The sequence below is a fragment of the Clostridium swellfunianum genome (genome assembly GCF_023656515.1).
GTDB classification, from domain to species: Bacteria; Bacillota; Clostridia; order Clostridiales; family Clostridiaceae; genus Clostridium_AT; species Clostridium_AT swellfunianum.
In genome coordinates, this window is the sequence record NZ_JAMOFV010000006.1 from 1,010,001 (window position 1) to 1,027,924 (window position 17,924).

Below are 17,924 nucleotides of genomic sequence, written 5' to 3' on the forward strand. Positions count from 1 at the left end.
TCGAAGAGTGTAAAGGCAGAAGGGAGCCTGACTGCGACACTTACAAGTGGAGCAGGTACGAAAGTAGGACTTAGTGATCCGGTGGTTCCTCGTGGGAGGGCCATCGCTCAACGGATAAAAGCTACCTCGGGGATAACAGGCTGATCTCCCCCAAGAGTCCACATCGACGGGGAGGTTTGGCACCTCGATGTCGGCTCGTCGCATCCTGGGGCTGAAGTAGGTCCCAAGGGTTGGGCTGTTCGCCCATTAAAGCGGCACGCGAGCTGGGTTCAGAACGTCGTGAGACAGTTCGGTCCCTATCCGTCGCGGGCGCAAGAAGTTTGAGAGGAGCTGTCCTTAGTACGAGAGGACCGGGATGGACTAACCTCTGGTGCACCAGTTGTCACGCCAGTGGCACGGCTGGGTAGCTATGTTAGGACGGGATAAACGCTGAAAGCATCTAAGCGTGAAGCCCACCTCAAGATAAGACTTCTCATAGCGTAAGCTAGTAAGACCCCTTGAAGAACACAAGGTTGATAGGTCAGAGGTGTAAGTGTGGTAACATATTTAGCTGACTGATACTAATAGGTCGAGGGCTTGACCAAATATATTTTAATCTGTGCAATTTTGAAAGAACAAAATTCTTTCTACATATTCCGTGGTAGCTCAATGGCGGAGCATTCGGCTGTTAACCGAAGGGTTGGAGGTTCGAGTCCTCTCCACGGAGCCATTTATCTGGTGATGATGGCGAGAAGGTTACACCCGTTCCCATACCGAACACGATGGTTAAGCTTCTCAGCGCCGATGGTACTGCTCGGGAGACTGAGTGGAAGAGTAGGACGTTGCCAGGTCTACATATGGCTAGATAGCTCAGTCGGTAGAGCAGAGGACTGAAAATCCTCGTGTCCCTGGTTCGATTCCTGGTCTAGCCACCAAAAATAAGAGTTCGTAATGTACGAACTCTTATTTTTGTTTAATAAATTAAAATAAAGGCTTTGTTAAGGTAACCATAAGAAAAGTACGAACTTTACTATGCCTCGTAAATCCCATAAAAGAGGCGCTAAAGGTAGTTTAAGTAGTAAGGCTGAAAAGAGAAAAAGAGGTATCTCAAATGAGCAGGTTTGCGTTTTATGTGCTATGGACAGAGCGGGGAACCTTATTGCTGAACTTATATGCAAAGGAAGAATGAAGCATACAGATTTAGAAAGGCTCTTTACTGGTAGAATTGAGGATGAAGCCATCCTTTGTACCGAGTCACACAAGAGTTATATTCAGTTTGCACAAAATTTAGGTGTAGAACTTCAGCAAATTAAGCGTGCTAACCATAAAAAAGATGTATATCACATACATCATATTAATGCTTTCCATAGCAAACTCAAGAAGTGGATTGATAGGTTTAATGGTGTTGCAACTAAATATCTTGCTAACTATATGTATTGTTTTAATGGCTTGAAATCTTTAACACAGAAAATGATACTATAAAGAGCAAAAATTTATTAGTTCAATCACACACCTCTCATTCAGATACAAAATTGAAAGATTTTAGGCAAAGAAAGCCAATCTATATATAATTCAATACAAATATTTGTAATTATGTATTTGTTTCATATATAATTAAATAAATTGATCTTTAATACAAAGAATAAAAAGCCTAAAAACATATACTGGAATTACCATGAAAATACTGCAAATATTAAATGGGTAGATGATAACACTGTTATTATCAATAGTCATAAGTTGGATGTACTAAAGGACACTTTTGACTTTAGAAGAAGTAAATAATAATGTAATGAAGCTCAACCTGTATTTTTTAGGGAACTTGTAAAAAAATTCCCTAAAAAATAGTATATTATCAACACTATTCTTAAACAAAGCCAAAATAAAAAACTGCTAGTATCTTATAATACCAGCAGTTAGAGTTATGCATTAAAATTCTTTTGAGATATTACTATTGAGCTTAATAAATGATGCTAGTACTATGATTATAGATATAAGGTTATTTGCATGAAGATATCTATAGTCTTGCGCAGGTATAGCGGCTAAAATACTAAGGTTGTTAAGTAGTACTGGTGAAACTAATAATAAAAAAGTTATATCATTTTTACGTATACAAAGGAGCCCAGCAAAAAGTATTATGAATAATAGAAGAGCTGGCCGCCAAAATAGCCATATATTCTCTTTTTTCTCTGTAAAGTCTAATATTTTATATACCGAACTTGTTATCGGTTCACTAATAATTTTATTTTTAATGTTATAATCATTTCGAACAACTTCCCTATTTGCAGTAAATGTATAGCCTCTTCCTAATGGTTCTTTAATTTGCCATACTAGTGAGGTCTGATCGAGAAAAGCTTTAGTAACTATTGCTGGGTTTTGTATGCAAATATCAAACCATAATTTTAAAAAGCCAACTTTATCATTTACAATTGCATTCCTGTCAAATTCGTCATGAAATTTAATCAGATCCACTGAATATGGGTGATATGTTTCAGCCATAACATCTAGGGGCATTATATAATTTATTTTTTCCTTCTGTTGGGGAGTTAGATATCCGTTGTTTTTTACAACAGCAGCAATTTGTTGGGTTGGGATACCAAAGGCTTCATTTGAAGTTCCAGGTTTTACGTTTAAGTAAGAATAAATAGGACCTTTAACAAGGATATAAACTGACAGGACAGAAACTAATATTAATCCAATAGTTTTACGTTTGTATCTTAAAAGTAACAACCCTAGAAACATAGTGCCAATAAAACTCAATAAACCATTATGTCTAAAAAGTACAACTATAACTGAACAACATATAAATGCGACATTATTTAAATGATTATCCAGCCATTTACCTTTTGTAATTAGTATATTAAGTATAAATATGGTTAATAGCGATAAGGAAGCATTATATGGTATGTCTTTCCATATTGCTATACTCATTACAGCATTTGATGGATAGAGTGAACCTAGAATTGCTATTAAATATAGCAGTTTTTTATTTACGCCTAATTTATTAAAGATATAAAGAATGTATCCTAGAACTAAACTCTGTAATGTCATATGAGCTATTGCAATTGCAGCTGGTGAATCCCATAGTTTAGTAACAAAATAAATAAATATTGTATGAGGTACTGGATGCCAATCATAAAGTGAATGTGTATGAACCTGCATCCATTGATTAAAAGAGTCGTTGGTCATAATCCCAGGATATAGTGCTATTAAATAATAAAATCCTACTGCTATTGAAGGAAGAGCATAGTAGAAGATATATAGCTTGTTTATACTAGGCTTATTTGTGCTTATATATATACTTTCTAGAAATTTAAACAGCAAAAACAAAAAAAGTAATATGACAATCACTTCTATTGCATAGACAAATAAGGAATTTGTTAGAAAAGAACCTTGCTTTGATTTTGATTCAGGAATAATCAAGAGACTTCCCGGTAGCACTAGAGAAAATAGTAGCAGCAATAAAAATGTTAAAGAGTGATTACTTTTATTAAGCCGTTGCTTTAATAAGTTTTTTATCATTATTAAATCTCCTTTGGTATATTTAATTTTTGTAGTTGTTAATTATATTAACTTATGTAATAATTATTGTGAAAATAAAATAAATTGTCAACATATGTTACAACTTTAAAAAGTTTACACTGTAATTCAGAAGAGAAGTAGAAAGGAGAATCATAATTGAAGATAGCAGTATTGATCCCTTGTTATAATGAAGAATTAACAATTGGAAAGGTTATTGATGATTTTAGAAGGGAACTTCCTGAAGCTGATATTTATGTATATGATAACAATTCAAAGGACAAAACTTCAGAAATCGCAAGAGAGCGTGGTGCAATAGTAAAAAAAGAATACAGGCAGGGTAAAGGACATGTAGTTCGCTCTATGTTTAGGGATATAGATGCAGATTGTTACATAATGATAGATGGAGATGATACATATCCATCAGAGTTTGTACACAGACTTATTGAACCTATAGCCAAGGGGGAGGCTAATATGGTTATAGGAGATAGATTATCCAATGGAACATATAGAAGCGAGAATAAAAGGGCTTTTCATAATTTAGGTAATGATATGGTAAGAAATTTAATAAACAAACTATTCAAGAGCAACTTGAGAGATATAATGACTGGATATAGGGCTTTTGATAGAGAGTTTGTTAAAGGAATGCCTGTACTAAGTCCAGGATTTGAAATTGAAACGGAAATGAGCATACATGCATTAGATAAAAAGTTCTTAATTAAAGAGATACCAATTGATTATAGAGATAGACCAGAGGGAAGTGTTTCAAAGCTTAATACTGTGAGTGATGGTATTAAAGTTATGAAGACTATATTTATGTTATATAAAGATTATAAGCCATTGATGTTTTTTGGTGTTTTGACTGCAATATTCTTAGGCCTAGGACTTATAGTTGGCTTACCTGTTATTATTGAATTTATAAAAACTAGATTTATAACAAAAGTGCCATCTGCTATACTTGCAGTTGGTTTAATAGTTCTATCCACTATGTCTTTCACATGTGGAGTAATTTTGGATACTATAGTAAAGCAGCATAGACAAATGTATGAATTGATGTTGAACAATATAAGATCAAACTTAAATAAGAGGTAAGTTTATGAAAGTAGATATAATATCCTCCATTAAGAAAAACTTAAAAGGAATTTTAATAATAATAGCAGCGGCTCTATTAACATCAATTGGTCAAATGTTATGGAAGATATCTAATGGTTCAAATTTAAAGTGGCTTATATTGGGTTTTTTATGTTATGGAATTGGGGCAGTATTGATGATAATAGCCTTTAGATTTGGAAGTCTTTCTGTTCTTCATCCCATGCTAAGTTTTGGCTATATCTTTGCAATATTTTTAGGAAATTTTGTATTAAAAGAACATATTACTAGTATTCAGTACTTAGCAATAATTATAATAATGTGCGGTGTTGTTCTTATAGGAGGCGGAGATGTATAGGTATATATTACTATGTTTGATTTTTACTCTTGCAGGCGCCTTTGGAGGGCTTTTCTTTAAAAAGGCAGCTACGAGTTCAACAAACATAATAAAAACAGTATTAAGTCCATATCTGTATATAGGTGGAATTCTGTATGTTATTGGAGCAGTACTTAATATAGTTGTTCTCAAAGAGTTAAAATACACGATTGTCTTGCCCCTAACCTCAATTACTTATGTGTGGACAATAATAATATCTTACTTCATATTAAAAGAAAAAATAACCATTAAAAAACTATTTGGAATTGCCATGATTTTGATTGGCGCTATTATTTTAGGATTATATTCTTAGTAGAAAAAACCTGCACAAATCTGCAGGTTTTTTCTGTACAGTCTATTTTAAGGCATTTATAACTTCCCCTATATGTCCATCTACTTTGACTTTTCTAAAAGTCTTTTTCACTAATCCATTCTCATCTATAACAAAAGTACTTCTTTCTATTCCTATGGATTTTTTACCATACATATTTTTTTCTTTTAGTACACCATAAAGATTACATACTAACTCTTCTGAATCTGATAACAGTATAAAAGGCAGTTGATGCTTATCAATAAACTTCTTATGTGAAGTAATTGAATCTCTACTTATTCCAATTACAACAGCGTTTAAATCTTCAATTTGAGATAAACTATCTCTAAAGCTTACAGCTTCATTTGTTCATCCAGGGGTATTATCCTTTGGATAAAAGAATAGTACAACCTGCTTTCCTAAATAGTCAATTAGACTATGTTCTTTATCATCTGAGCCAATTAGTTTAAAATCTGGAGCTTTTACTCCTTCTTTAAGCTCTGCTAAAGTCATGTTATTCCTCCTTTTAGATAACAGCACTAAGTTATTAGTTCTAGTAATTGTGCTTAGTGTATAATATACGTTTTATATAATTATATCCTTATAATAAAAAGATAGCCATAATTGTTTGATAAATGGTAACAAAGATATATAATATTATTATGTGCACTATTATACATAGTAAAAGATTTATAGTAAAGTGATAAAAAATAATATTTAGCAATTGATAAATATTCTTAGGGGGGCAATATTCTATGGGGGAATTAACAAGAGAAAAATTTATTGTTACTGGGTGTGAGGAGAATCAGAATTTTGATTCTTTAGAAAGATACAGTATTACCTATTGGCAAAAAGCACGGAAACGATTCTTGGAAAATAAGGGAGCAATAATATGTTTGCTGTTTATTCTATTAATAATCCTTATGACTATTATTGGTCCGCATTTGACAAAATATAAGTTTAATCAGGAAGTTTATAAGAGTGTATTAAGAAATGCAGCGCCATCAAGAGAGCATTGGTTTGGTACTGATGGCAAGGGAAGAGATATATTTGCAAGGATGTGGATGGGGGCTAGAGGCTCTCTTTTTATTGGTTTTACAGTAGCTTTTATAAATATAGGGATAGGAGTTATTTATGGGAGTATATGTGGGTACTTCGGTGGTTTGGTTGATGAAGTAATCATGAGAATAGTAGAGATTGTTATGAGTATACCAAACATGATGATGATAATCTTAATGAGTATAATACTTGGATCAGGGTTACTGAATATAATTGCAGCGATGAGTATAACAGGTTGGTGTGGGGTAACAAGAATCATTCGAGGTCAGATTATGCAGATTAAGCGTCAAGAGTATATATTAGCTGCAGAAGCACTTGGAGCTAGTTCTTCAAGGATTATATCAAAGCATCTTGTATCTAATATTATCGGCATAACAATAGTAACTATTACATTGGAGATTCCTAGTGTAATATCGACAGAAATGATGCTTACGTTTGCTATGCTTATTGATGCTGGTAGCGCTATGACCTGGGGAACTGTAGGCAAAGATCTTGGAGCAGCACTTATCGTATATCCTTATCAAGTATATATCCCATACACAATAATAAGTTTAACTTTGATTTGCTTCAATATTGTTGGCGATGCATTAGCAGATGCTTTAGATCCTAAGTTAAACTAATCTAGTGTATAAGGGGTGATGTAATTGAGAAAATTTTTAATAAGTTTATTTATTATAGTTTTTGCAAGTATAACTTTCATGCAGTACAGTGAAAATCTCAAATTAAGAAGAGAGCCACCATCAAATAAATGGTCAAAGGAAGTGTTGCTTGCTTCAGGAAATATAGTAGACTATCCTCAGCTTATAAAATATAATGAAAAATATGTGGTAGCTTATACCGATGGAGAAACTATATATATAATGGCTGTTGATAATTTAGGGAAAAAAATAATTGAGAAGAGCTTTAAAGTTGAAGGAGACATAGCTAGAAGTATTCATGTTGTAACTGATGGTGAAAAGCTTAATGTAAGTTGGATTACAAGTGATAAAGAAATGAAAAGTATATATAGTTTGATTCTAAATAAGAAATTTGATGTTATAGATAGAAGTAAAATAAAAGATGTTGAAGACTTAAAACAAGTGGGAAATGATCTTCTGGTTATAGGATTTAAAAACACGATTAGGCTAGTAGATTATAGAAGTGGAAAAAGTTCTGAGTTTGAAGCACCATTAAATAGTATGATTTGTGGCACTAAGACAGGAGATAATTATGTGGTTGCATATTTAAACAATGAAAATAATTTTTGTTACTTTTTAGTTAAAAATGGAGTAGTAACTAAGCCTAAAGAAATTGGTATGTTAGGTGGTACTACTCGTGTTTCTTATTATAATGCAGCTATAGCAGTAGAGGATAATAAAGGATACATACTTGCAGAATATAAATTTCAGAGTGACTTTGGTGGTTCAAAAATGTTAGTGTTTGATCTTGATGGAGGAAAGCATTATGTAAGGGAAACTGCAAATAAAGATAGGGTAATATCTATTTTTAATGCTACTTCATTTACTGATAATGACCCTAATGAAAAAGGAATAAAATTTTTAGCAGGTGGATATAGGGCCTTAGGAAAAAAGCAATTATATAAAGATGTATTGGAATTAGAAGCCAGGGATAGCGTAATTGCAAATAGCACTCCTATTTCAAGAACAAGAGCACTATCTGGATTTCCTTCGGTATATGGGGATACTGCAGTTTTTTGTGATGTTATTGGAATTGATCATAGCAATTTATATATGTCTTCATACAGAGATGATTTTAAGAAAGCTAATAACACTAATAGAAGTTATGAATATTCTTTGGCTTTTGTAGACACAGTCCAAGGGATATTGTTTACGTTTGTATACTTAGTAGTTTTTGGCGCACTTTGGATTATTCCATCTTTCTGTACTGTATCTATATTGTCCTTAATAGAGCATAGATTTGATGATACTAAAAGAAAAATTCTATTTATTTGTGCTTATTCAATTGCGTTAGTTTTCAAAATTCACTTTATCTATACTATTGTATTCAAAAAATTTAGATATTATTTGCCAAGCTATTTGACTCCTGCTATAGGACTAGGGGCAATATTGATAATAAGTATTTTATGTTGTATTTACTGCTATAAAAAGTATTCTTCTGATCTACATAAGAATACAATAGCAGTTAGTTTTTCCACAATGTTTATAATTGATTCATGGTATACTTTATTTTTATTTGTACCATTTATTAAATAAACTATCTTAGGGTATATTAATTTATAAGTATTAATGCTTTTGCTTTGGAATTAACATTACACTATGTTATTATAAATAAGTAGACTTTAATAAATAACCTAAAAGGAGACTAATGATGGATAACAAAGTATTAGCTACAGTTGAGGGTAGAGAAATAACTCAGAGAGATTTAGAAAATGCTATTTCAAGATTTCCAAGGGAAAGACAAGGATACTTTATGGGTGAAGAAGGGAAGAAACAACTTTTAAACCAGATAATATCCTTTGAACTTATTTATAGTTATGCTAAAGATAATGGAATAGAAAAAGATCCAGCATATATTTCACAGGTGGAAGCTGCTAAGAAAGAAATATTAACTCAAACTGCTATTAACAATATACTTGCTGATGTAAAAGTAACTGATGATGAAGTAAAAGATTATTATGAAGCAAATCAACAGTACTTTAACAGTGAGGAAAGCGTTACTGCTAGACATATACTAGTAGACTCTTTAGACGAAGCTCAAGAAATTAAAAAGAAGATTGATGACGGAATGAACTTTGAAATGGCCGCACTTCAATATTCATCATGTCCATCGAAGGAACAAGGCGGAAGTCTTGGAAGTTTTACTAGAGGTAGAATGGTTCCAGAATTTGAGCAGGCAGCTTTTGAGTTAGAAGTTGGAGAGTTAAGTGAACCAGTCCAAACACAATTTGGATACCATTTAATAAAGGTAGAGGAAAAAAATGAAGGTACAGTAAAACCTTTAGAAGAAGTTTATCCAACGATACAAAGAGAAATATTAAATGAGAGAGAAAGCTTTAAATATATGCAGTTTACTGAGGGATTAAAGAGCAAGTATGATGTTGTTTTAAAGTAATCTAGTGATGTTAGTATAAAATTATAGGGGGATGCCAAAGGGTATCCTCTTATATTTTATAGTGAACCATGTTAAACAGTACCAAGAGTGTCATTATAATTATTATTGAGAAATATATAGAATTTTAAAGATAAATGAATATAAGTCTTGATTTTTGCTAATAATCTTATTGTGAGTTTTTGTAACACCTGATATATTAATATCTGTTGTTTGAAGCGAAGATGCTTCAAACAAACAAAAAAAAGTTAAAAAAGTTGTTGACAAATGTCTAAATGTGTTATATAATAATTGATGTACTGAAGATTTGTTATACAACAGTATGAATTGGTCTTTGAAAATTAAACAGAGAATATAAAGGTAAATGACCAGCAATTCTTTTGAAGTTGAAAAACTTCTAAAAATAAGTAAGCGATGAGCTTAAANACATTGGAACACCGTAACCGTTGATGGAACTGTACCAGAAGATAAATTGCTATTTTTAATTGATTTATCCTATGACTTGGTTTTTAAAAGTCTTAAGAAGAGTGAAAAGCTTGCAGTGGAGAAGGGATAGGTCCTCTGCTGCTGGCTTGGTGCGTAGTATTCATTACTTATCCCTCTCTTTTCAATTTATTTTAGTTTTTTAAGCAATAAAAAATCTTCTTACCCTAAGATAAGAAGATATCAATAAAAACAAAGCTCCTCTTATGGATTACTTAGCTTTTTCTTTAAAAATTCTACCCCATTGCACACATCCTGTTTGGAAACAAAAGGCTTAAGCTCAAGCACTTTAATAACCTCCAAGTTTAAATAGTCTTTAAGAAGCTCAAATCTTGTCTTTTTCATTCCTGGAGCATAGTGGTCGTTAATTCCATCCGTATCATGTATATGAAATCCTAGAAGCCTTTCCTTGTATTTTTCAAGCAAAGGAATACAGCTTTCTGAAAGAATATTATTGTGAACCTCCCCATGACCTATATCATACCACAAGCCAATTGGATACTGTTTTAACTTATCAAACCACAGATCATATTCCTCCCTGACAGGTATTTGGTGGTACCTGTCTCTGTTTTCTAATCCCAGCTTCACGTCATAGCCCTTTTCACATATATAATCAGATAGTTCGCAAATGCTCTTTTCTGCAGCCATGATATAAGGCAAACTTCTTTCTTTTCTTTCCTGAATTATCTTATTCCTTATTTCACTAAATCTAACTGTCCTCGCTTCTCCCTTGCTGAGCATATCTCTCAGGGCATCATTTAATTGAAAAATACCACCTACTTCTCCAGTGTGGAGAACTACTGCCTTTGCATTAAACCTATGGGCAATATCCAGTGTGTTTTTCGAAAGGCTCACAGCAAGTTTTCTTGTTTCCTCGTTAGTATGAGAAAGTGCAAGAGTAGAATCCAGATTTTTATAGCCTTTGGGAGTTGGGCATATGTTATGCACACTTGTTACCTTTACTCTACCTCTTTCCACATAGGGTGCAATATCATCAACAAACCTTTGAGAAACCTCATAATTTACTTCAATTTTATCAAAATCCATGTCCTCAAGCTCTCTTAAAAAGTCTTCTATGTTTTCATACCTGGATATATTCCAGGAGGTTGAAAGTGAAAACTGGTGTCTCATAAAAACCCTCCTTGCCCGAAAAGATTAACAAGCGGTCACTAAAATTTATACAACTCAGGTATATCCAAAATATCCTTAAAAACCTCAAGGTGGTAATCAGCTTTAAAATTCCCCTCATAATTAAAGGATATGGTCACCATTCCAGCGTTATGGGCCCCAATTAACTCCTCTTCGTCATGAGCCACATAGGCTACTTCCCTAGGTTCATATCCTACTCTTCTAAGGAATTCCTGATAAATTCCAACATTAGGCTTAGCTATGCCTATTTCTATAGAAGATACAACCTCCTCAACCACACAGCCCAGGCCAAGTCTTAAAAACCAGTCTGCCTTTTCTGCTGCTGATTGATAAGTATTTGTTATCATCCCCAGCTTGTAGCCTCTTTTATTAAGCTCAAGTATAGTTTCGCTCTCAGTAGGGTATAGCTCTACAGTTCTGCTGAACTCCATTTCCTTGTCAATAATGTCCTTGCGATGATTTAAATCAGTTATGCCTGCATAGTCAAGGTATCTTTCAAGCATTTCTAATTTGCTGAATTCATGACTGAAGGACCTTTCTAAAAGTTCTCTGAATTTCTTCCTGTTTTCATCCACTTCCAAATTGCTTTTATAATTAGTCTTTATATATTCCAGCACAGAATCTGAAACATCCTTGCTTCTATAATACAAAACTCCGTTACCGTCAAAGGATATTGCCTTTATCATATATATATTCCTCCTATAAAAAAGGGGCAGCCGGTGCTCCGCCTGCCCCTTTTCAATAATTATTTTTGAATAGACAACCAGAAATTATTAAGCTTAGTTTTGTTATTGTAGTCAAAATCAAGGTCAAGATTCCATAGTTTCAATGAATCTAGTGTTTGAGAACCAACTGGAGTCATATCAGATCTTGTAGGCCAAGAACCTTCAACTTTGAAAGGATCAAAGCCTTCTCCCTTTCCGTCTGCTTCCGCTGCCATAAATCTAATAAGAAGTTTAGCAGCATTCACATGAGGTGCCCGATCTACTATAAGAGTCATAGCTGGAGCCATAACACCATCTCTAGGCTTTAGATTTTTAACTACATCAATATAAAGACCATTTTTCCTCTCTCTAATTTTACTTGAAGTTGCTATTCCCACAGGTGGATTTGTCTGGCCTTTTGCTCCTATGGCCTTTATGATGTCGCCGTCAGAGGTAGTAAGAATTAAGTCGTTTGCAACAAGTCTTTTTATAAACTCATAGCCTGCATTTTCAGTGCCGTCTAATTTTATATCCTCTCCAAACTCTTCCTTGTAGGCTGCTGCCATCTCATTTGCATTTTGTATCATAGCTAAAAACAATCCCATATTTTCTGCAGTTGATGCAGGATTTGCTATCATAACTCTTCCTTATACTCTCGCCTTGTAAGATCCCACCAGCTGTCTATAGGGCTAGTTTTATTAACTTCATTGTTATAAAATATTTGCTTCATTTCAAAGAAAGCTGAGAATTGCGGGTCCTTGAAAGCCTTTTGTTTTATTTTGTCCCCTATGTCCTTTGGAATATAGTTGTGGAGGATACCAGTTTTCATAAACTCATTATACACTGCTCCGTCAGAGTCCTTTACAAAAACTAAATCCGCATTATATATTCCCGCTTCATTTTCCCTTTGAACCTTTTCAAATATTTCTGCCATTCTCATGTCGTAGCCTTCAAGTTCTACGCCTGGATACTTCTTTTCAAAGCTAGCCTTAATATCCTTTATTCTACTGGACATGGAGTAAACAACAACTTTCCCCTCTTTCTTCGCCTCTTCATAAAGCTTATCTGTACTGTCTTCAGCATCAAGAGCTGCTTTTTTAAGCCAGGAGCTGCCCTTAGTTTCAGTTGGAGCTGTAGTTTGGCTTGAAGCCTGATTTGAAGGCTCTTTTACATTTGAATTTTTCCCGCATGCTGCAAGTGTCAAAGCCATTATTGAAACCAAAATGCCTGACAAGATTTTATTTAATTTTTTCATTGAATACCCCCCAAAATAATTAATTTTTAATTCAGTCTGAAAATATCCCTTCCTGTGCCTTTCTCAAATACATTTATTTTTTCCTTAGCAAAAGAAATCCAGACTCTCTCGTCAGAATCATACTCAATTTGTCCAATCATTTTAGCCATAATGAATGCTCCGTTAACCATCAGCTGTATTAATGTTTCAGAGCCTGCAGGCAGTACGGAATAAATTCTGCCCTCAACGGTTTGTTCTGCTTCTTCCCTATGAATGCAAATGTCCTCAGGTCTTAATGCAAGTATAATCTCCTTATCATAAGTCTTATTTTCAGGCTCCTCAAAGATTACCTCACCCAAAGCGCTTTTTACTAGCAGCTTTCCCTTTCCAGAGCTGCAGGCGCCTTCTATAAAGTTAATCTTTGGATTGCCTATAAAATCAGCCACCTTCATACTCACAGGATTGTTGTATATATTTTTCGGCGTATCCACCTGAACTAATTCACCCTCGAAAAATATGGCTATTTTTGTTGACATGGTAAGTGCCTCGACCTGATCATGAGTTACATAAACTATAGTTGTTTTTAAATCCCTGTGAAGCCTTTTAAGTTCTGCCCTCATCTCAATTCTTAGCTTGGCGTCCAAATTTGAAAGGGGCTCATCCAAAAGAAGAATCTTAGGCTCAGAAACTATTGCCCTGGCAATTGCAACTCTTTGCTGCTGTCCCCCTGATAGCTCTGAAGGATAGCGCTCAGCATAATCATCTATTTTCATCCTTACAAGAGCATTTGTAACTCTTTCCTTTACCTCCTCCTTTGGCACCTTTTTAACATTCAGGCCAAAAGCAACATTTTCAAAAACCGTCATATGAGGCCAAAGGGCATAGCTTTGAAACACAAGGTTCAGCCCTCTTTTAGAGGAAGGTGCAAAATAGCTTTCCTCTGCATTTGTCACAATACTGCCATCCATAGTTATAGTGCCGCTCTGAGGATTTTCAAGGCCTGCGATAACTCTTAAGGTTGTTGTCTTTCCGCATCCCGACGGCCCTAGAAGGGTCATAAAATCTCCTTCGTCTATGGTAAGGCTTAAATTTTTTAAAACATGTACTTTGTCATAATATTTGTTTATCCCTTTTAGTACTATACTGCTCATTCTTATCCCCCTATACCCGACGTAATATCTGCATCTCCAATTTTTAAAGAAATGTAGTATACAACTATTATTATGAACACTATCAAAGTCATGATAACGTTAGAAAATTGCTGGAATCCTGACTCTGCATAGGAGTATGTGAGTGTTGTAAGGGTTCCAGTTTTAGGTGTAACCAGCAGCACAAGCAAATCAAGCTCCTTCATTGCGCTTATGAATATAAGAAGAAAACCACTGAGCAGTCCTTTTTTAGATAAAGGCAGCATTATTTTTCTAAATCTTTTAATCCATGAGCTCCCCTCTATAATAGCCGCTTCTTCTAATTCATAGCCTATTTGCAGCATATTACTTGTACCGGACCTTACTGAGAAAGGCAGATATTTAACCACACTAATTAAGACTAATATGCCAAAGGTTCCGTATAGAGTGGGCAAAAACAGCTTAGGCTTTGAAAACATTGACAGATATATTGCACCAAAAGCAATTGAAGGAATTATATATGGGGTAAAGGATAATTGATCTATTATTCTGCCAGACAACTTTTTTCTTCCCCTTGAAACTATATATCCTAAAATAAGCCCTATTAGTGTTGCTGTAACAGATACAACCAGTACGAGCTTCAATGTATTTAGTATGGAGGACCACAGCAGTTTATTTTTAAATACCCCCGCCTCCCCATCTGCAATACCGGGTGTAGGACTACCTATCCAGAAATGGGTAGTAAAATTCTTAAGGCTGTAAACACCATCTTTAAGCATAAAGCTCTGCACCACCATTACCGCAAGCGGAAGAATTACAGCAACAAAGATAAATGCGAATAAGGTTATTAAAATTGGAAGCTTCCATTTTCTTAGTGGTACCAAATTCTTTCTCGTGCCTTTGCCTCCTATAGTTGTATAGCTCTTCCTTCTACCAATTGCTCTTTGATTTAGGTATACCGTTAAGCATGCAACCAGTATTAGCACGATGCCAAGAACATAGGCTCTAACTGTATTTCTATTTCTTATGCTGGAGTAAATCATTGTGGATAGAGTGTAATAGTTCACCTTAAGTCCAAGGAATGCCGGAACTCCAAAGGCTCCTATAGCCTTGGAAAAAGTCAGTATAAAAGAAGACATTATCGCAGGCAGCACAATAGGAAAAGTAATTTTTCTTAGTATTGTAAACCTGCTGGCTCCAGTGATTTCGGCCATTTCCTCTAAATCACCGCCGATTGAATGAAGTGCTGAAGACATTAGTAAATAAGTAAAAACATAGTAATGAAGAGTCAATGTTATAATAATAGGTACAGGACCATAGGAAAACCAATCTGGTGGGCTAACCTTAAAAACCGATTGAAAGAACCCTGGATATCCCCCTATCCTGTTATTTTTAAATACAACTGTCCATGCCATAGCCTTTGACCAGGAAGGCAGCATATAAGGAACTACAGTCAAGAATGCAAGAACCTTCTTGCAGGGCAAGTCAGTTCGTGTTAAAAGCCAAGCTAAGGTTCCCCCTAAAATAATGGAAAATATAGATACTAAAGAAGCAATAATAATTGAATTTAACAAAGGCTTATAAAATAAGTTTTTGCTAATCATGCTGCCTAAGGTAGTTTTCCAGTAGTTCAGTGTTAAGGCTCCAGCCACAGCCCCTTTCACTGTCTTTGCATCCTGCGGCTGCCACTTCACTGTAGTGCTGATCATTTCCCATAGCGGTACTAGTATTAGATAGGTAAGCAAGATTATAGAAACAATACTGATAACATAATAAGGATTGGTTACAGCATTTTTCACTATATTTTTGTATTTATTTATCTTATGCGCTTTCACTTCTGTCACTATATGCACCCCCCAAAAACAATAAAATTTATTCCCAAAAGAAGCTACTCATCGCAATTGATTCTATCTAATATGTCTAAAATCTCCGCCATATTGCTTATTACATAGTCAGGTTTATAAGTCTGTTCTCCCACCTTTGAATCAGCAGTTCCAGTAAGAAAAGAAGCTATTTGTATTGCAGCAGCGTAGCCGGCATTTTTAGAACCGATTACATCCCTCGAAATGGTATCTCCTACATAAGCAGCTTTTTCCGGCTTTGAATTTAGTTTTTCAACTGCTCTATAAAATATATCTACTCTAGGCTTCCTCATGCCTTCGATACTTGACAGATACACACACTCAAAATAATTGTCTATTCCGTAGCCTTTCAAGGTTCTAAATACCTGTGTATGGCTTGAAGTATTGCTTATAATTCCAAGCTTATAACCTTTTCTTTTAAGCTCATCCAATACGGAAGGAACATCTTCCCTAAGGCTTCTTTTATAAAATTTTGTTTCCCAAATATATGCTAGTTCTTCACAAATGTCTGCCAGCTTTCCTTCTTCAATATTAAAGTCCTTTAAATGCCACTTATACCAAATTTCAAGTGGAGAAGACTCTATAAGGGACTTTTCGCACCAAGTCTTATATTCTGAATTTCTCTTTTGCAGAATGTCTAAAAATGCCTCAGGTTCTTCGTCAATACAAATATTTTTATCCTTAAGGCAGTTTAGAATATGCCTTGTTCCCTCTAGTCTAACGTCCCTGTTATAAGTTACATCCTCTAGCGTGCCGCCCATATCAAATAAAATAGTATCAATCTTCATAAAATCACCTGCTTCTTTATAATTAATTTCCTTTAAGCTGTATGCATGTCCCTCTTATTACAAGCTCCGGCTTAACAATTTCCCTATTTTTATAATCCGAATTATGGCTTTTTATAATTTTATACAGTAAATTAAACGTTTTCTTTCCCATTTCAAATTTAGGCTGCGCTATTGTTGTCAGGTTAATAGTAGGTAGAGATGCAAAAGCTGCATCATCATAACCAACAATAGAGATGTCTTCAGGCACCCTAAGTCCCTTTTCCAGCACTGCTTCCATAACCCCTATTGCTACCATGTCACTGCTGCAAAAGATAGCTGATGGAATTTTGCCCAAGGAAAGTATGTGTTTTGTCTGAAAATATCCACTTTCACGCCACTTTCTTCCAGCTCCATCAACGTAAACAACAGGATTACAGTTATTCTCCTGCATAACTGTTTCATAGCCCTTTATCCTATCGGCCATAGTCTTTGTGTTATCCCTGTCGCAAACCATATAGATTTCTCTATGCCCCAGCTTTATAAGGTAGTCTACTGCAGTTTTTGAACCATAGAAATTATCTACTGTTACGTAGTTGCCCATATTGTCGTTTACTTTTCCACCAATATAAACAATAGGTATGCTGTTTCTTGTAATTTCCTCAATGTGGTCTACGCTGTTTGATACAGGTGCAACTATAATACCACTGACTCTCTTTTCCATAAGTGTTCTAACATACTTCTTTTCCAGCTCAATATCTCTGTTGGTATCACATAAAAATAAACAATAACCATGTTCCCGAGCCTGTATATCTAATCCTTTAAATACTTCAGAGTATATAGGTGATGAGATATCCGGAATAAGCAGTCCTATCATATTACTCTTGCCCTTTGCCAAATTCCTTGCTATCTCATTTCGGGTATATCCTACCTGCTTGCATATTTCAAGAATTCTTGTTTTTGTCTCCTCGCTGATATCACTGTGGCCATTAAGCGCTTTAGATACAGCAGCTGCAGAAACTCCTGCCATTTCTCCTATGTGCTTAATTGTTATTTTCAAGTCATCACCTCACTTAATCGCTTAAGTTACTTAATTTTTTGCTACTTAACCGTGTAAGTAGCAAAAGCAAAAGTATATATACCGTAATAAGCATCTTAGTAAATAATATGAATATAAATCTCTCAGTATTCCCTTGATATAAC

At 34.6% G+C, this 17,924-nt stretch carries 18 protein-coding genes, 2 tRNA genes and 2 rRNA genes (1 of these 22 only partly in view); 12 read left to right on the forward strand and 10 right to left on the reverse strand.

Annotated features, from left to right (window positions below; translation table 11 throughout):
- The 6 genes from NBE98_RS04535 to NBE98_RS22575 form a co-directional block, all read left to right on the forward strand.
- A 23S ribosomal RNA gene (locus NBE98_RS04535) occupies window positions 1-584 on the forward strand (it extends 2,322 nt beyond the left edge of the window).
- A gap of 50 nt (window positions 585-634) precedes the next feature.
- Window positions 635-709, forward strand: a tRNA-Asn gene (locus NBE98_RS04540).
- Between the two features lie 4 nt (window positions 710-713).
- Window positions 714-830 (forward strand): 5S ribosomal RNA (gene rrf, locus NBE98_RS04545).
- 8 nt (window positions 831-838) lie between these two features.
- Window positions 839-914, forward strand: a tRNA-Phe gene (locus NBE98_RS04550).
- A 97-nt stretch (window positions 915-1,011) separates the two neighbouring features.
- Window positions 1,012-1,461, forward strand: a complete 450-nt coding sequence (locus NBE98_RS04555) for an IS1595 family transposase (protein WP_250813024.1) — start codon at window positions 1,012-1,014, stop codon at window positions 1,459-1,461.
- Between the two features lie 141 nt (window positions 1,462-1,602).
- A complete protein-coding gene (locus NBE98_RS22575) occupies window positions 1,603-1,761 on the forward strand; it encodes a DUF5412 family protein (protein WP_432432661.1) in 159 nt (52 codons plus the stop codon).
- A gap of 144 nt (window positions 1,762-1,905) precedes the next feature.
- Here NBE98_RS22575 and NBE98_RS04560 read toward each other — a convergent pair whose 3' ends face one another.
- Entirely contained in the window at window positions 1,906-3,498 is a 1,593-nt protein-coding gene (locus NBE98_RS04560) for a DUF6020 family protein (RefSeq protein ID WP_250813026.1), read from the reverse strand.
- Between the two features lie 156 nt (window positions 3,499-3,654).
- On the opposite strand from NBE98_RS04560, the gene NBE98_RS04565 reads away from it, so the two are divergent.
- Genes NBE98_RS04565 through NBE98_RS04575 form a run of 3 tightly spaced genes read left to right on the forward strand, consistent with a single transcriptional unit; the run spans window position 3,655 to window position 5,273 of the window.
- On the forward strand, window positions 3,655-4,587 hold the full coding sequence (locus tag NBE98_RS04565; RefSeq protein WP_250813029.1) for a glycosyltransferase family 2 protein: 933 nt from the start codon (window positions 3,655-3,657) through the stop codon (window positions 4,585-4,587).
- 4 nt (window positions 4,588-4,591) lie between these two features.
- Window positions 4,592-4,942 (forward strand): EamA family transporter, encoded by a 351-nt coding sequence (locus NBE98_RS04570; RefSeq protein WP_250813033.1) that lies wholly within the window; start codon window positions 4,592-4,594, stop codon window positions 4,940-4,942.
- Window positions 4,935-5,273, forward strand: coding sequence for an EamA family transporter (locus NBE98_RS04575; protein WP_250813038.1), 339 nt, complete (start codon window positions 4,935-4,937; stop codon window positions 5,271-5,273). Before NBE98_RS04570 ends, NBE98_RS04575 begins: the two co-directional genes overlap by 8 nt.
- 42 nt (window positions 5,274-5,315) lie before the next feature.
- Here NBE98_RS04575 and NBE98_RS04580 read toward each other — a convergent pair whose 3' ends face one another.
- Window positions 5,316-5,783 (reverse strand): peroxiredoxin, encoded by a 468-nt coding sequence (locus NBE98_RS04580; RefSeq protein ID WP_250813040.1) that lies wholly within the window; start codon window positions 5,781-5,783, stop codon window positions 5,316-5,318.
- A gap of 242 nt (window positions 5,784-6,025) precedes the next feature.
- Between NBE98_RS04580 and NBE98_RS04585 the strand changes: the two genes are divergently transcribed.
- The 3 genes from NBE98_RS04585 (at window position 6,026) to NBE98_RS04595 (ending at window position 9,401) form a co-directional block, all read left to right on the forward strand.
- On the forward strand, window positions 6,026-6,949 hold the full coding sequence (locus tag NBE98_RS04585) for an ABC transporter permease (RefSeq protein WP_250813042.1): 924 nt from the start codon (window positions 6,026-6,028) through the stop codon (window positions 6,947-6,949).
- A gap of 24 nt (window positions 6,950-6,973) precedes the next feature.
- Entirely contained in the window at window positions 6,974-8,542 is a 1,569-nt protein-coding gene (locus NBE98_RS04590) for a hypothetical protein (protein WP_250813046.1), read from the forward strand.
- Window positions 8,543-8,657: 115 nt separating this feature from the next.
- Window positions 8,658-9,401, forward strand: a complete 744-nt coding sequence (locus NBE98_RS04595; RefSeq protein WP_250813051.1) for a peptidylprolyl isomerase — start codon at window positions 8,658-8,660, stop codon at window positions 9,399-9,401.
- Window positions 9,402-10,085: 684 nt separating this feature from the next.
- Here NBE98_RS04595 and NBE98_RS04600 read toward each other — a convergent pair.
- Genes NBE98_RS04600 through NBE98_RS04635 form a run of 8 tightly spaced genes read right to left on the reverse strand, consistent with a single transcriptional unit; the run spans window position 10,086 to window position 17,781 of the window.
- A complete protein-coding gene (locus NBE98_RS04600) occupies window positions 10,086-11,012 on the reverse strand; it encodes a sugar phosphate isomerase/epimerase family protein (protein ID WP_250813053.1) in 927 nt (308 codons plus the stop codon).
- A gap of 38 nt (window positions 11,013-11,050) precedes the next feature.
- Entirely contained in the window at window positions 11,051-11,716 is a 666-nt protein-coding gene (locus NBE98_RS04605) for an HAD family hydrolase (protein ID WP_250813055.1), read from the reverse strand.
- Window positions 11,717-11,775: 59 nt separating this feature from the next.
- A complete protein-coding gene (locus NBE98_RS04610; RefSeq protein WP_250813059.1) occupies window positions 11,776-12,372 on the reverse strand; it encodes a type 2 periplasmic-binding domain-containing protein in 597 nt (198 codons plus the stop codon).
- A complete protein-coding gene (locus NBE98_RS04615) occupies window positions 12,369-12,989 on the reverse strand; it encodes a type 2 periplasmic-binding domain-containing protein (RefSeq protein ID WP_250813063.1) in 621 nt (206 codons plus the stop codon). The genes NBE98_RS04610 and NBE98_RS04615 overlap by 4 nt, the downstream gene beginning before the upstream one ends.
- Before the next feature lie 26 nt (window positions 12,990-13,015).
- A complete protein-coding gene (locus NBE98_RS04620; protein ID WP_250813064.1) occupies window positions 13,016-14,119 on the reverse strand; it encodes an ABC transporter ATP-binding protein in 1,104 nt (367 codons plus the stop codon).
- A 2-nt stretch (window positions 14,120-14,121) separates the two neighbouring features.
- A complete protein-coding gene (locus tag NBE98_RS04625; RefSeq protein ID WP_250813065.1) occupies window positions 14,122-15,939 on the reverse strand; it encodes an ABC transporter permease in 1,818 nt (605 codons plus the stop codon).
- Window positions 15,940-15,983: 44 nt separating this feature from the next.
- The gene (locus tag NBE98_RS04630) at window positions 15,984-16,745 is read right to left on the reverse strand and encodes an HAD family hydrolase (RefSeq protein ID WP_250813066.1); all 762 of its coding nucleotides are present in this window, start codon (window positions 16,743-16,745) and stop codon (window positions 15,984-15,986) included.
- Between the two features lie 22 nt (window positions 16,746-16,767).
- Window positions 16,768-17,781, reverse strand: coding sequence for a LacI family DNA-binding transcriptional regulator (locus tag NBE98_RS04635; RefSeq protein WP_250813067.1), 1,014 nt, complete (start codon window positions 17,779-17,781; stop codon window positions 16,768-16,770).
- Window positions 17,782-17,924 lie beyond the last annotated feature (143 nt).